Genomic DNA, 15,144 nt, shown 5'->3' with positions numbered 1-15,144 from the left:
TATGAAATTCAATTATTTTGACATAGAATATGCTATCAAAGAACACGACTATATAATAGAAAAATCAGGTGGTTTATTTGGCATAAAAGACAAAGGACATTTGGAAGCGGTTTTAGATTTTGTTCAACATGATGGGTATTATCCAACTATAGAAGATAAAGCAGCTTATTTGTTTTATGCCTTAAATAAAAATCATGCGTTTTCTGATGGAAACAAAAGAGCATCAGTTGTTTTAACAGCTTACTTTTTCGAAATCAATCAATTAGATTTCATAGTTGGTAGATTCATGAGAGAAATAGAAAATATTGCTGTTGATGTTGCTGATAACATAATAGATAGAGATTTATTACATGAAATAATTACTTCATTCATTTATGAAGATGATTTTAGCATCGAATTAAAAATGAAAATAATTGAGGCTAAAACAAATCATTTAAACAATCAAGAACAATAATTGATTAACACAAGAAAACAAAACATATCAATATTTTAAAAAATAGATAAGTTAATAAACGTAACTAAAAGAATGGCAAACAATTTCATAACCAATAATAAAACCAATAAATCATTAAAAGGAAGATTAAATACATTAATCGGCATTAGTGATGAGCTTAAATTTTTAGTAGGGTTCTTTTACTTTTCAGGTTGGCAAGAACTTTTTGAAAACTTAAAAAAGAACGAAAACCTAACACTAAAATTATTGGTTGGTCTTCAAGTAGATCAAATCTTAAATAAAATTGTAGAACACGGTAGTCAAGAAGAGGAACAGTCACAAGACGACCTATTCAATCAATTCATGACTTCTATGGGCAATGCCATTAACAATGAAGAAATGGATACAGAAGCATTCTACAATCAAGTAGAGTTCTTTTTGCAAATGCTAAACGAAAAGCGATTAATCATTCGCAAAACCGAAAATTCAAACCACGCTAAGTTATACCTATTCCGTTTAAACCAAGAACAGGCAGAGATACAAGCCATGACAGGGCAGTTTATTACAGGTAGTAGTAATTTAACACGTGCAGGATTATCAGGTCAAGAAGAATTCAATGTAGAAATAAAAGATTATGGTTTTACCGAAGCTGAAAACTATTTTGATGAACTTTGGGAACGAGCTATTCCAATTTCAGAAATCGAAAACAGAAAAGAGTTTTTGATACAATTCATTCAGCACAAATCACAAGCAGCTTCAGTAACACCTTTTGAAGCCTATGTTTTAATTCTAAAAACCTATTTAGACCTACAACAACAAAAACAAATAAAACCCGAAGTAGAAAATCTTCTGGAAGAAATAGGATATAAAAAATACAGCTATCAAACCGATGCAGTAAATCAAGCATTGTCTATTATTGAGGAATACAACGGTGTAATTATTGCCGATGTAGTAGGTTTGGGCAAATCAGTAATTGCCTCTCTAATAGCTAAAAACTTAGGCAAAAGAGGAATGGTTATTTGTCCTCCAGGATTAATGGGTGATAAAACATACAATACAGGTTGGTGGGGTTATATTAACGAATTTAAATTGTATGATTGGGAAGTAGAAAGTAGAGGAAAATTAGAAGATTTAGCAGATACTATTCAAACAAAAGGAATCGAAGTTGTTATTGTCGACGAAGCACATTATTTTAGGAATCAAGATTCCGCAGATTACGAATCTTTACTTACCATCTGTAGAGACAGAACCGTAATTTTATTGACAGCTACACCATTCAATAATTCACCTGCGGATATATTTTCATTATTAAAACTATTTATTGTACCTGGTAAATCAGGTATCACAATTGATGACAACTTAGAAGGATTATTCAGGGCATTCAATTATAAATACAAACGTCTTTCAGACATAATCAAAAACTGGAATTCTAATAAGCCAGCAAAGCGTCAAAAAGCCGAAACATTATATCGCACTATGTTAGCTAAGGAATTACCCATAGACGTTAACGTGGTAAGACATGAAACTAAATTATTGGCAAATCAAATTAAGAATATAATTTCCTCTGTAGTAATTAGAAGAAATCGTTTAGATTTAAAAGAAGATTACGTTTATAAAGCAGAGGTTGGTGATTTATCTACCGTTAAAGACCCAGTTGAATTATTTTATCATTTATCACATGAACAAAATACATTTTATGACAGAATATTAAATGAATATTTTGAAGAAAACGGCAGATTCAAAGGAGCAATTTATCAACCTTTCAGTTATGAAAAAATTGTAGACGAGGATCAACTAGACGAACAAGGCAATAGACAATTCCAACAACAGCAAAACTTATTTGACTTTATGAGACGTTTATTAGTAAAGCGTTTCGAAAGTTCATTTGGTGCATTCAGTCAATCAATAGATCGTTTTTTGCAAGTGCATATTTTAGTACGTGATTTCATTGAAAAGTCTAATGGCAAATACATATTAGACAGAGGTTTAATTGACAAAATTAAGTCATATGATGAAGATGATATTGATAGAATTTTAAGCGAGTATTCTAAAGATTTATTAAATAAAAAAGTTCCAAAAAACAATACAGTTTATGACATTAACGATTTCCAAAGAAGAACTGAATTTTTGGAACATATTGAAAGTGATATTTTAGTTTTTCAAGAAATTCAAAGCCAACTAAAAAAACTAAAAATTGTAGAAAACGACCCAAAAAGAGAACGTATAGCAAATGAAATACAATCTATTTTAGAAAAAGACAAAAACAGAAAAGTCATATTGTTTTCAGAATATGTTGATACTATTAAGCATTTAGAGCCTTATTTCCGTGAGAAATTCGGTATGCGATTATTAGTTTGTGATGGTAAGGTTTCAAAAGAATTGGCTAAAAGTCTGAATTCAGATTTCAATGCGCAAAGAAAAGACGGACAAACAAATCATTTCGACATATTATTAACGAGTGATAAACTTTCTGAAGGGTTCAATTTAAACCGTGCAGGAGTAATTATCAATTACGATATTCCTTGGAATCCAACAAGAGTTATTCAAAGAGTAGGTCGTATTAATCGTATTGGAACAAAAGTTTTTGATGAATTACACATTTATAACTTCTTCCCATCTGAAATTGGTGCTGATATTGTTAAGTCTAGAGAAATTGCTGCTCAAAAAATGTTCCTAATTCATAGTTCATTAGGGGAAGATGCAAAGATGTTTGACGAAGAAGAAGAACCAACTGCATCAGGGTTATTCAATAAATTAAATCAAAATCCGGATGAAGGAGGAGAAATAAATACATCAACTCATATTCGTAACACATACAAAGATATCGAGAACAAATATCCCGAAGTTATCAAAAAAATTAGCAACCTTCCCTCGAGAGTCAAAACAGCTAAGGGATTTGATAAATATCAATTAAATGTATTGAGAAAAAAAGGATTGAGTTTATTCGCTCAAATTATCGAAAATGAAGAAGATGTAAATACAAATATTAAAGAAGTAACTTTTGAAGAGTTATTGATTAATACACAATGCGAATTTGAAGAAAATAAATTACCCCTTTCAAAAGATTTTTGGAATAATTACGAAAACATTAAAAACTTCAAACCTAACTATAAAACAGGTAGAAGTGATATTGCTTTAGAATCCAAAGCTTTAGATAATTTAAAAGTATATTTAAAATTATTACCAGGTAACGAAGAAAACTTAGCAAATTTTGTAAAAATGTTAATCAAAGATTTAAAAAAATATCATACCCTTTCAATCCGAACACTAGGAAGATTAGGAAGAAAATCAATCAATCCTAAATCTAGTGAGAAGGAGATTCAAGCACTAACAAACGAAATAAATTGGGTTAGAAATCACTTTGGAGATGATTACTTAGATAAAATTCTAAAAAGAGTTGATAATCAAAAAAATGAAGTAATAATAGCTGTTGAAAATCAATTAAATAATTAAAAATTAAGTCATAAAATTATAAATTAACATAGTTAAAAAACAATAGATAAATCTAGTATAAATTATGAAATGGCATTTTAAAAAACTAACGCAAGGTGATGACTTTCAGGGTATTCGTGATGGGGATATTGAATTATTTGATAAAACTAGATACCAATCTGTTGTAAGAGAAGCTATTCAAAATTCATTGGATGCAAGGTTAAATGAATTAGAGCCTGTAAAAATTGAATTTAATTATTTTAAAATTGATAAATCTTTATTTCCTAGCATAGCGGAAATTGAAAGTCATTTATTTGGTTGTAAAAAATGGGAAAAAGCTAATAATGACGATTTAGAATTGATTGATACTATGTGTAATGCAATCGAAAAAGATAGTTATACTTGCCTTGAAATCGCAGATTATAACACAAAAGGTATGGAACTTAAAACCTCTTTTGATTCTTTTGCACATTCAAGAAATGTATCAACAAAAAGCTCTGCTGGTTCTGCTGGTTCAAAAGGTATGGGAAAAGCGGCTTACTTTGCGGCTTCTTATCTACATAGTATATTTGTTACATCCATTTTTCATGAAAACAAAAGCATACTTTTTCAAGGAATATCCAGAATATCAACCCATTATAAAGATGGTGAATTATTAAACTATAAAGGTTACTTTAGTAATGATTTTAATCCAATAACAGAAAAAGAGTTAATACCATCAATCTTCTCTAGAAATGAGTCAGGTACTTCCGCATTTATACTTGGTGTATGGGATGAACCAGACAAACAATCAATAATGGAAAAAGAACTGGTTAATAACTTTTGGCTTGCTATTCTTGAAGGAGATCTAATTGTTACTATTGACAAAAAAGAATTTAATAAAGACAACATCTATAATGAAATTTTAAGATTATACCCTAGTATTTATGAATCTGGACAATATAACAACAATCCAAATCCTAGACCATATATAGAAACTTATTTAGGGAATAATTGTTCAAATAAAAAGTATGCAAAAGAAATTCCAATTCTAGGTAGTGTAAAATTTGTCATAGCTAAGAATGAAGAATATCAAGGTAGAATTTCTAACTTCAGAAATTCAAAAATGCTAATTTTTAAAGATCCTTCTAAATTATACAGAGGGTATTGTGGTGTTTTCATTTGTGATGATGACAAAGGAAATGAAATTTTAAAAAAACTTGAAAATGCAACGCATACTGAATGGAGAAAAGGGAACTGGAAAGATCCAAATGGTAAAAAAGCATTGGATTTTTTAAATGAATTTCAATCCGATTGTATTAAAGATTTTGTTGGTGATCAACAAGGTAATGAAATTACAATTCCAGAATTTGATAAATTATTAAATCTGCCAGGTTTAAAAAGTAGTAAAAGTGGACTTCAAAAGAATGATGACAAAACTCAAGAAAAAATAAAACCCCCAAAAATACTAAAACCTCAAAATGATTACACACCTAAATCTTTTCATTGGCTTCGTAGTAGAGCAATTAAAGAGAACGGTAGTTATAAATATATCATTACAATGAATTCTAAAAAATCTAATAATAAAATTGATTTTGAAGTGTTTGTTGGTTCTGATGATAAAACTGGTCGTGAAATTATTAATATTTCTTCTACTTCTCAGGGTAAATTTGAAGGAAATAGATTATTTCTAAATTTAAATTCAGGAGTAAATGAAGTAGTAATTATTTTGGAAGACACACTGAAACATGCTATTAGGTTAAAAGAAATTAAAGAGGTATTAGATGAAAATTAATGGATATAAATTTGGACATCCTGTGTTTGGTGATCCAGATTATTACGATTTTAAACCAATCTGTAATATTGAAAATAAGATTGAAAATAACAATTTTATAATTACTTCTGAAGAAATCAATTTTGGGAATAATGAAAAAATAATTGATATGATACAAAAAAATGAAGCTAAAGTAATTGCTGAGATTTTTTGTACACATACAATGTTCAGAAAAGTATTTGAACAAGAATTTCAATTCAACATAAGTATACCCTTAGATTATCTAAAAAATAAGGTTGAAGTAGTTTTATTAGTAATAGCAAATATAGATTTACCGAATTATAAAAATCAAGCAATCAAAAAAGAACTAAGAGATTTAGATTTTTATGTAGAGAAAGGTGAAATTTTAGCTTATTTGGGTGAATATAATTTTGAATTAGATTTGAATGGTACTAGTTTAGATAGTATCATAAAAATAAGATCATCTAATAATAATACTGAAAAAAGGGTCCAATATATTTATTCTGGTGATAGCATTGTAATTGAATTACCAATTAAAGAATTCGATGCACTAAAACAATTTTCTGAAAATCCAGACTATCAAAAATTACTAATTTCTTCTTTGCTACAACCCGCATTAATACATGCTTGTTATAAATTATCTAACGAAGATTATGAAGAAAAAAGCTGGTCTAGAGTATTAAAAATTCATTGGTCAAGAATGCAAAAAGATTCTGAATTTCCTTCTATTGATGAAGTTCCAAGTTTCATAGAAGATTTATTATCTAAACCTACTAATTCTTTATTAGAAACTTTAGCAGAAATGGACAACAAACAAAAAAACACAGAATTTGAATAATATGAATTATCAAAAAAAATTTAATACTGGCGTTGTTGAGAAATTAAAAAATCTAATTAGTAATGATGATTCCTCAATAATAAAATATTATTTAAATAAAAATGAGTTTAAATACCATTTTGAAAATAATGATTTTACTGTTTGTGATTTTTATGAAATTCCTAGAGATTTAGGGAATGAAATGATTAGCACCTTCAAATCAAATCTTAATCAAAAGTCTAATGATTTTAGAAAAGCTGATTTTGAATGTGCAAAATTATTGTATGAAAGTATTAAAATAACACCCAAACAAGCTTCTGACATAGATTTTTGGAGTTATTTGCATCATTTTGATATGTATAAGTACATTCATTTGAGGTGGAACGAAATTGAAAGTCCATCAAAAAGTTCACGAGAAACATACATAAACCGACATTGGTTGATGACTTTATCATCTCAAAAACACTTGATTAACTACCCATTAACTACTCTTTGGTGGTCCATTCATTTAACAATCGATGATAGTATGGATGATCCATATGAGCTGTCAAAAATTTATTTTAACAACAATCGTTACAGAACTGTTACATTTGGTGGAAGCTCATATGTTAGACATAAAGAAGCAATTTTAGGGATTCTTGAATTTTATAAAATTCACGACATTAAAGAAACTAAAGAAAATGGTGATAGAATATCTAAATTCGTAAATTTGTTAGGTGGTACAAAACCTCTTGGTTTTTTTAAGAAAGAATGGTTTGTTAAGCAACTTGAAATGAAGTTTCAAGATTTATGTAATCCTAAAGAATTAAAACTTCCATTTTCAAATAGTCAAACTTTTAATGAACCACTTAATAGAATTCAAGAAAAAACAAATTCAAAGGATGAAATAGTTAAATATTTTAATCTTTCACAGGATGGGAACCATAAATTGACTGATTTACCTGCAAATTTCACTTGGTCAGTTCCTATTTATGAATCCTTTAGAAATGGTTTTTTGTTGGTTTGCTACAATGAAGAGGGCAATATTAATAAAGTGACTTTAAAAAGTATTTTAAATAAAAGTCGAGATTTATATAAAAATGGCGTCTATAAAACTAACACAATAAACAATCTATTAATAGATAATGATGAAAATAAATTAATAGGAATTTGTTATACATATAAGGGGAATAAATATTTTAAAGCACATAACATTAGTCAACTTAAAGAGAATAATGATGTTATTGGTTTGAAAGGTTATCAAACGGTTTATGATATCTATGACAAGATTGAATATAAAATTTTACCTTCTGAATGTAGAGATGATTTAGGTAATCTTTATATAAAATCTTTTACAGCAAAAGGAAAATCTTTAAAGAATAAATACTACAGAGAAAATTGGGGTATTTTAAATAAATATTGGCCGGAAATTTTTATCTAATAATGAAACTATTCGACAACAAATACATTTTCATTAAAGACCTTGGCAATGGTGGTTTTGGCAAGGTTTTTTTAGCGAAAGAAAGAGTGTCAAATCGTTTTGTAGCGATCAAGCAATTATTAACTGAAGACAAATTTTTACAAGAAAATATAATCCATGAAATTGAAACAGTAGCAAAATTTGAAAATCCAAATATTGTTACCTTCTACCATCACTTTAGAGAAGAGGGTGTATTTTATCTTGTAATGGAATATTGTTCTGGTGGTAGTTTGAGAGATAAAATAAATAGCAATACATATACAAATACAGAAGCTATTGATTGGGTAATAACTTTAGCAGAAAGTCTAAGAATAATTCACAAAAAAGGAATTATTCATCACGATATCAAACCCGACAACATACTTTTTACACAGAATGGCAATATAAAGATTGCAGACTTTGGCGTTGCTAATAAAAACATGGGAACCAGGTCATATATGTGCCCAGAATCTTTTAATTGGGATTTTAAAAGTACAAATGATCCTAGAATTGACATTTACTCATTGGGTGTTACGTTAATGGAATTATTATCGAAGAAAAACCCTTTTTTAGGATTATCAAGAGAAGAAATAATTGAAAAACACCAATCAACTGATTTCCCAATTCAGAAACTCCCGAATTGGCAACAAGAAATAATCTTAAAAGCAATCAATAAAACACCTGAACTTAGATTTCAATTTATGATTGAATTGGAAGAAGCGTTGAAAGCTAAATCAGTTCCAATGATTTTTAATAAAGATAACCTCAAAGCTGCTGAATTAGTTGACTTAGCAGACAAAGCCTTAAAAACTAATAAATGGCGTAATGCTCTAAATTTTTTAGAATTAGCGCAAAAACAATATAAAAACAATGTGGCGGTTTTACAAGCATTAGGTAAATACAACTTAAGAATTCAAAAGATTGATGCTGCAAAAAGTTACTATGAAAAGGCACTAAAACTCAATCCAAGGCTTGATGTTCAAAAGGATTTAGGTTGGATTAATTTGGAAGCAAAAAAATATCCAATAGCTATAGGATTATTATCAGACCATCTTCATAGAAACCCAGCAGATTACGAAGCCTACAATCTTTTAATTCGTTGTTATTACGAAACGGATAGATACGAAACAGCGATGGAACTTTCCAAAATGATTATGGAAGCCAATCCATCGTTACCTTGTTTTGCCAATAATTATTTTATTGCTTTTGTGTTAAATAGTAATGGCAAATCCATTCCTCCAAAAACAAAAGCAGAACAAAAAAACAATCCATTTATTGAATATAACCTTTCTGTTATTACCGAAAATGAATTGAGCCATAACTTTAAAAAATCACCAACACTAAAATCAAAACTATTATTTATGGACTTTCAGTTCAACAATATGAAAGAAAATACCATAACAATATTAGAAACCAATAATAAAGTTCAAACTCCTAGCGCATTAAATAACCTAATAATAAAATTTGGAAGAGAAGAGTACAATCAGAACGATATTAAAGTCTCAGGTTCTACTACAGTAAGTAGAAGACATTGTGTAATAATCAACACCAAAGACAATGTTTGGTTATACGACCTCGAGAGTACAGGAACAGAAATAAACGATGTAGTTGTAACAAATAAAGTCCCATTAATAGGTTACAACAATCTCAAAATTAATGATATTTATTTTGCCCTTACAACTGACAAATCTAAATTAATTTAATATTTAACAAAATGTAAATGGTTGTTATTTATGTATTTGGATAAATAACTGTAGTAACTAATTATATAAAATTCCAATAGTGTGCAATAAAAAAATCTGTCTTAGATAATTTGTCTCTCAAGAATATGAAATGACAAAATTTAAGACAGATTAGAATATCTAATTATGTAAATTAACTATTCAGATTAATTCGTGAATCAGAAAGTTATAAATTCTAAAACAACAAGTAACATTATTCGCAATATTGTTCAATAAGTGTATTAGCTTTTTCAATATCATTTTCACTTGCTTTTAATAAATCAGCACACAAACCATCAAATTGTTTTAATTCAATTTTTGCGAGAGCTCTTGCCATGTAAGCATCTGCTAATTCAGAATCTAGTTCAATAGCTTTCGTGTAATCAGCTATAGCACCTTCAAAATCCTTTAATTGACTCTTTGCAACACCTCTATTATAAAAAGCAAAACTGTCATTCGGTGATAATTTTATAAGTAAGTTGTAGTCTTCTATTGAACCAACATAGTTATTTAAATCACTTTTTGCAGAAGCTCTAAAAAAATAAGCTTCTAAATTTCCATCATTAAATTCAATTGCTTTTGAATAATCTTGGATAGCACCTTCATAGTCTTTAATTTCATTTTTAGCGTAACCTCTTTGTAAGTAAACAAAATCATTATTAGGTTCTAATTCTAATGATTTATTATAATCAGCAATAGCAGCAGGAAAATCATTTAGTTCTAAATAGATTACTCCTCTGTTATAATAAGACTCTGCATCAGTAGGTTTTAATTTTATAGCAATAGTATAATCAGCTATAGCTCCCTCAAGATCATTCAAATTATATTTTGCATCAGCTCTGTTAAAATAAACAGGATTATAATTAGGTTCATATTCTAACGCTTTGGTAAAATCTTCAACAGCTCCCTGAAAGTCTTTTAATTCTTTTTTAGCAACACCTCTATTACTGTAGGCATAAACATAATTAGGTTTTAATTGTATGGCTTTTGTAAATTCAACAATGGCTCCTTCATGGTCTTCTAATCGAAGTTTAGACAGACCACTTTTAAAATAGTCTTCTGCAGTTTGACAGTAAGAAGAAATGGCAAAGCTTAAAAAAGCATATAAGAATAGTTTTTTCATATTTTAGAATTTAATTTAATAAAGTGATTAAAGTTAATACGTTGGGTTAATAATTGTGTACGGTTTTCCGTAAATGAAAGTAATTAATAATCAAATCATAGTTTAATTTACAAAATAAATCTTTATTAAGAGGTTAAACAATCAAACGAGATACTAATTATAACGCATCTATTAGCTAAAACGATATAATGCTAATGAAATAATTGTAAATTATTAAAGCTCATAGATGAAAAGTAAATAAAATTTCATTATCTCATTCAGCTGCACAAAAATCGCTCCTAGCCTGTGCCGATAGCTATCGGTATCCAAGTATTCCTAGCATCAATTCTTTGTTTGCTTCATTTCACTAATTTCAATTATATTTTTATCTTTAGGCTTAATTAATTTAATAATTTATGGAAATTGAAATTCTAATAACAGAAGACAGATACAATAACAATACTAGTTCATTCGGTTCCTCTTTTGCCAATTTAATCAATAACGAATCAAGCTTAAAAAAATTGATAGAGGAAAATCCTAACGAAATTGCAACACTTATAAAGTATGAATTTAATGAAGGTATAGAACAAATAATTCCAAATCATCTGACCATTAATAAAGATTTGGCATTAAGATTAAGCTTGTTAGATAGCTTAGATTGTTCATGTTTAGAAACTAAAAGTACTTTAGGTGAAGTATTAAAAAACATAATGATTGATAATTTCCAATTAGTGCTAACCAGAAAACATTGGCATGAGGTAGATAATCTAATACTTTACTTTGATGCAGTAGAATTTGGTTGTGTTGATGATTTTATTGATAAAAGAACAAAAAACAATAAATCTCAAAAAGTATCTTAAAAAAAACGATTTATTTTTTGTGCATATCAATAGAATAATAATTAAATAGGAACGCTTCGCTGAAGTAGTTTCACCCACCCAGTCCAACGCTCCCCACCGCACTAGTGGTATTTTGTGTGTTTTTAGCACTTGTTTTACCCAAAGTAAGTCAATAAAAAAAGGCTCCCTGTTTTCCCAACCCCTCGCGCACAGTCCGCCTTTTTTTATCCACTTACACCCAATCCAAAAAACAAACGCTAAAAACACGCAAAAACCACTCCCAAGCTATTATTACATAATAAACCTTATAATTCATTCCCAACACCCCACGCAGTCCCCCTGAAAGTTATAAGGGTTATTATGTAAAATATCCGCTCCCAGCCGCACCCACCCGAAGAATAATAGGAACGCTACCGCTAACGTAATTTTCATTGTTTTTTGAAGATGCTTCCCATTTCCAGTTCACGCACTCCACTGAACACTAAAAACTGAATACTAAACACTTTCAAAGCATCCTCAAAAATCAAACTATCACAAGAGTGTGTTTTTCTTTTTTCTAATCTTCACAAAGAAACATTGTCAAACCAAGCGTAGTCGAGGTCGTCCACCTAAAAAAAGAAAACCACACCCTTGTTTACCAGTCCCGATTGAACACCCCTAAAACCCCATTTCATAAGAACATTTGGGGTAAACATTTTTACAAAAAAAAGGATAAAAAAGAAGCCAAAGGTTTGTTCCGGGTATTCAAAAAAGCAAGTTCAAGCCTTCGGTTCCGGATAAAATCTCCACCCATACATTTTCAATACCACAACATCCACTTAGCGTTTCCACAGACGCATATGGGTAGTATTTTACCCGTAAAACTTGCTTTTTTGAAACCCTCCACAAGGCAAGACGGCTTTCTTTTTTTTCCTTTTTTCTTTTGCAAAAATGTGTGTGGGGCATCTCGGTTTCCATTCACATTTCGGGCAATCACGAAGGAAAGACGAAGGAAGTTAACCTGTTAAATCCTTGTACTATGGACACTATTTTTATTAAAACCCACCAACCTGGGGCGCACTATGCCAAACCGCACTTTTTCGTATTATCAAAAGGACTGAATAGCGGAAAACCTCAAAACGAACCCTTTACAAACAGCTTTGTACTTGTATTTCAAACCGAAGCTCAAAAAGAGGACATCTTTTGGATAGCCATGAGCCTATGGAAATCCAAATTCTGGATACCTTTTCTTCGCGGTTCGGTTATTCCGTTCTTATCTCTCTATGAATTCAAAAAAGAGTTCAATCCAAAAGCCACCCGATTAATGCGTGAACACGAGCTGCACCATAAAAACATCCAAGCACTCAAGCTGTTGCAAGAACAAGAAGCACACCACGCAAAAAACATCCACTTAATCAACGAAATCCGTAACGCCATCCTACAACGTTACAGAAACAAATAACACAAACCTGGCCCCGATGGGCTAGGTTTTTTCATTTCATCAAATTTCCAAAAACAATCCCTATCCCGAAGCAAAACAATACATAACCGCAATATGAACGCACCAATTAAATAAAATTGGAAAAAGCGATGCAATTGGGTATAAAACAAAAAAAAGCCCCTGAAATAGGAGCTTTTGATTGCAATTTTTAAGCAAATTTAGGTTTATTGAACCCTGTCTTCCTGTGGAACTCTCGGTTCGTCGTCATCTTGTACAGCGGTTTGCGATACTGCCGACAATACACCACCGCCCAAAACCAAATAACCTGCAGCTGCAACTAATCCAGCCGGCAATGCAATTGGTGAAGCGATGATAGTTCCTCCAACGGTTGCCAAGGCTAAACCAATTGTTCTCAATACTTTGAAAAACTTTGGTGTTGGAGCTTTTACTCTTTGAACGATATTCATTTCATTACTTTTCATGTTCGTGATTTTTAAAAATGTTTAATTCTAATTTTTGTACTCGGTGTTCTAAATAATCTACTTTTTGGTTCAGTAAATCACTACTACTTTTAAACTCGGTTTTGATTAATAATGCCATGGTTTTTACTTCAACAAGGTCTTTTTCCATTCTTTTGAAATCTGTGTGCAATTGTTTGATAAAATAGGCTACAACCGATAATAATAAGCTTATTAAACTTCCAAAAAGTACCATTAATTGTGGAGCTTGTTCCATGGCATTACAAGTTTAAAATTGGAAATTGTTTTCGATACTAATCTTGTTTGCTTTGTTCTTTGCTAATGCAACTAGTTTAGGATAAATCATTTGGTAAGCCATAACACTTTGATTAACTCGGTAATCGCCCTGGATAAGTTGGAACCCAAATCCACAAAGCGGACATCCTGCGGTATCTTCAATCGTATTTCCTGTATGGATATACACATAACTGAAATTTGGTAAACCTGTAATTTCAATCATACCTTGGTGAACTTTTCCAAATGCCTTTTTGTAGTTGACATTTTTTGCACCCCAAGTATTAAGCTGCAATGAATAGGTTCCAGTAGGTATGGCAGTATGTTCCTTGATTTTTTCAGTTCGTATTTTATCCTCTAGTAAATAACATTGAAATACTCCGTTGATATATAATTGGCTTAAGGTACTTTGTTTGCCCTGTGCTACGCGAATGATTTTTGTTTCCATGGGAATTGAATTAGTAAGTTAAAACAAAAAATCCCCCAGAGCTTCTGAGGGATTTGTAAGTAGGATTCTTAAAATGCGTCCTCAATTTTCAAGCAGTTACCTGTTGCAAATAAGTAATAGTTTGAACCTACTTTTTGGTAGAACTCAATTCCAATACCTTGAAGAACGGTAACATCTGTTGATGGTGTAATACCATTTGGCAAAGTTGCTGTAATGGTAGTTGCAGTTGCAGGAGCATACAAGTCTAAGAAACCACTAAATTGAACATCACTCACTTCATTTTGAGCTGTGTCAATAGGATCATAACTATTCGTTACAGCATTGTAAGCAAAGTCACTCACAACAGAAAGCGTGTGAATCAATCTAAAGTGAGTAGCACCAGCAGGAGCATTAATCAAATTCGCTGGATTAAATGCAGGAATTACAAAATCAGCAGTGTTTCTTGCTGGGTCATGCGTAACACTGTAAGGAGCATTGAAAATACCATTTAAGGAAGTGTTTTTGTCAAACTCAAAACCTACCAAGTAATTTCTTTGAGTGGTAATCTCAATTTTACGATACCCTCTGGCTTCGGTTTGGTCTTCCAAATTGATTTTCTTCATGATAGCTGTTAAACGTCCTGCTACTTGCGTATCAGACATTTGCTTCACGATTTGTGATAAACCAGTTCTAACCGATTTTCCTGCTTTAGCACAAGCACCAAACTCGTTCATGTTCTCACGAGTTCTTTCAAATTCTGGAGCTGATAAAACTTGCTCCCCTGAAGGTCCACCTACCATTCCGGCAAAGTACCCTTCTTGTCCTTTAATTTTAAAGTGGCGAACATCTCCAAGAGTCCCCACATACTTTAAAACGCCTTTCTGTCTAGCCATTTTGTAAAGATTTTAGAAGTTAATATTTAAGTGAAATTTTATACTCAAATATCATTCATTATCTTTGATTTACAATAACTTAAAATACTGAAAATC

13 protein-coding genes are annotated in these 15,144 nt (G+C 30.5%); 8 read left to right on the top strand and 5 right to left on the bottom strand.

Features of this window, described 5'->3' with window-relative positions:
• Nucleotide 1: 1 nt before the first annotated feature.
• The 6 genes from G4L40_RS03120 (at nt 2) to G4L40_RS03095 (ending at nt 9,597) form a co-directional block, all read left to right on the top strand.
• On the top strand, nt 2–454 hold the full coding sequence (locus G4L40_RS03120; RefSeq protein ID WP_166235705.1) for a type II toxin-antitoxin system death-on-curing family toxin: 453 nt from the start codon (nt 2–4) through the stop codon (nt 452–454).
• Nucleotides 455–526: 72 nt separating this feature from the next.
• Nucleotides 527–3,886, top strand: a complete 3,360-nt coding sequence (locus tag G4L40_RS03115) for a helicase-related protein (RefSeq protein ID WP_166235704.1) — start codon at nt 527–529, stop codon at nt 3,884–3,886.
• Between the two features lie 64 nt (nt 3,887–3,950).
• The gene (locus G4L40_RS03110) at nt 3,951–5,639 is read left to right on the top strand and encodes a hypothetical protein (RefSeq protein ID WP_166235703.1); all 1,689 of its coding nucleotides are present in this window, start codon (nt 3,951–3,953) and stop codon (nt 5,637–5,639) included.
• Nucleotides 5,629–6,477, top strand: coding sequence for a hypothetical protein (locus G4L40_RS03105; RefSeq protein ID WP_166235702.1), 849 nt, complete (start codon nt 5,629–5,631; stop codon nt 6,475–6,477). The genes G4L40_RS03110 and G4L40_RS03105 overlap by 11 nt, the downstream gene beginning before the upstream one ends.
• 1 nt (nt 6,478) lies before the next feature.
• Nucleotides 6,479–7,876 (top strand): DUF6339 family protein, encoded by a 1,398-nt coding sequence (locus G4L40_RS03100; RefSeq protein ID WP_166235701.1) that lies wholly within the window; start codon nt 6,479–6,481, stop codon nt 7,874–7,876.
• Between the two features lie 2 nt (nt 7,877–7,878).
• The gene (locus tag G4L40_RS03095) at nt 7,879–9,597 is read left to right on the top strand and encodes an FHA domain-containing serine/threonine-protein kinase (RefSeq protein ID WP_166235700.1); all 1,719 of its coding nucleotides are present in this window, start codon (nt 7,879–7,881) and stop codon (nt 9,595–9,597) included.
• Nucleotides 9,598–9,829: 232 nt separating this feature from the next.
• On the opposite strand, the gene G4L40_RS03090 is transcribed toward G4L40_RS03095, so the two are convergent.
• A complete protein-coding gene (locus G4L40_RS03090) occupies nt 9,830–10,738 on the bottom strand; it encodes a tetratricopeptide repeat protein (protein WP_166235699.1) in 909 nt (302 codons plus the stop codon).
• 395 nt (nt 10,739–11,133) lie between these two features.
• On the opposite strand from G4L40_RS03090, the gene G4L40_RS03085 reads away from it, so the two are divergent.
• A complete protein-coding gene (locus tag G4L40_RS03085; RefSeq protein ID WP_166235698.1) occupies nt 11,134–11,577 on the top strand; it encodes a hypothetical protein in 444 nt (147 codons plus the stop codon).
• Nucleotides 11,578–12,574: 997 nt separating this feature from the next.
• Nucleotides 12,575–12,997 carry a DUF6943 family protein gene (locus tag G4L40_RS03080; protein ID WP_166235697.1) on the top strand — a complete coding sequence of 141 codons (423 nt, stop codon included), beginning with the start codon at nt 12,575–12,577 and terminating at the stop codon, nt 12,995–12,997.
• A gap of 203 nt (nt 12,998–13,200) precedes the next feature.
• Here G4L40_RS03080 and G4L40_RS03075 read toward each other — a convergent pair whose 3' ends face one another.
• From G4L40_RS03075 to G4L40_RS03060, 4 genes are all read right to left on the bottom strand, one after another.
• Entirely contained in the window at nt 13,201–13,458 is a 258-nt protein-coding gene (locus G4L40_RS03075) for a hypothetical protein (protein ID WP_309508540.1), read from the bottom strand.
• Entirely contained in the window at nt 13,448–13,711 is a 264-nt protein-coding gene (locus G4L40_RS03070) for a hypothetical protein (protein WP_166235696.1), read from the bottom strand. Before G4L40_RS03070 ends, G4L40_RS03075 begins: the two co-directional genes overlap by 11 nt.
• Before the next feature lie 12 nt (nt 13,712–13,723).
• Entirely contained in the window at nt 13,724–14,176 is a 453-nt protein-coding gene (locus G4L40_RS03065) for a DUF5675 family protein (protein ID WP_166235695.1), read from the bottom strand.
• A gap of 68 nt (nt 14,177–14,244) precedes the next feature.
• Entirely contained in the window at nt 14,245–15,048 is an 804-nt protein-coding gene (locus tag G4L40_RS03060; protein ID WP_166235694.1) for a hypothetical protein, read from the bottom strand.
• Nucleotides 15,049–15,144: the final 96 nt, after the last annotated feature.

The organism is Flavobacterium celericrescens (assembly GCF_011392075.1).
Classification (GTDB): domain Bacteria; phylum Bacteroidota; class Bacteroidia; order Flavobacteriales; family Flavobacteriaceae; genus Flavobacterium; species Flavobacterium celericrescens.
This window is presented reverse-complemented; position numbering and strand designations above follow the sequence as displayed.

Excerpts from the sequence above, each read along its gene's own strand:
- G4L40_RS03120 (WP_166235705.1), top strand. The coding sequence starts at position 2 with ATGAAATTCAATTATTTTGACATAGAATATGCTATCAAAGAACACGAC.
- G4L40_RS03115 (WP_166235704.1), top strand. The coding sequence starts at position 527 with ATGGCAAACAATTTCATAACCAATAATAAAACCAATAAATCATTAAAA.
- G4L40_RS03110 (WP_166235703.1), top strand. The coding sequence starts at position 3,951 with ATGAAATGGCATTTTAAAAAACTAACGCAAGGTGATGACTTTCAGGGT.
- G4L40_RS03105 (WP_166235702.1), top strand. The coding sequence starts at position 5,629 with ATGAAAATTAATGGATATAAATTTGGACATCCTGTGTTTGGTGATCCA.
- G4L40_RS03100 (WP_166235701.1), top strand. The coding sequence starts at position 6,479 with ATGAATTATCAAAAAAAATTTAATACTGGCGTTGTTGAGAAATTAAAA.
- G4L40_RS03095 (WP_166235700.1), top strand. The coding sequence starts at position 7,879 with ATGAAACTATTCGACAACAAATACATTTTCATTAAAGACCTTGGCAAT.
- G4L40_RS03090 (WP_166235699.1), bottom strand. The coding sequence starts at position 10,738 with ATGAAAAAACTATTCTTATATGCTTTTTTAAGCTTTGCCATTTCTTCT.
- G4L40_RS03085 (WP_166235698.1), top strand. The coding sequence starts at position 11,134 with ATGGAAATTGAAATTCTAATAACAGAAGACAGATACAATAACAATACT.
- G4L40_RS03080 (WP_166235697.1), top strand. The coding sequence starts at position 12,575 with ATGGACACTATTTTTATTAAAACCCACCAACCTGGGGCGCACTATGCC.
- G4L40_RS03075 (WP_309508540.1), bottom strand. The coding sequence starts at position 13,458 with ATGAAAAGTAATGAAATGAATATCGTTCAAAGAGTAAAAGCTCCAACA.
- G4L40_RS03070 (WP_166235696.1), bottom strand. The coding sequence starts at position 13,711 with ATGGAACAAGCTCCACAATTAATGGTACTTTTTGGAAGTTTAATAAGC.
- G4L40_RS03065 (WP_166235695.1), bottom strand. The coding sequence starts at position 14,176 with ATGGAAACAAAAATCATTCGCGTAGCACAGGGCAAACAAAGTACCTTA.
- G4L40_RS03060 (WP_166235694.1), bottom strand. The coding sequence starts at position 15,048 with ATGGCTAGACAGAAAGGCGTTTTAAAGTATGTGGGGACTCTTGGAGAT.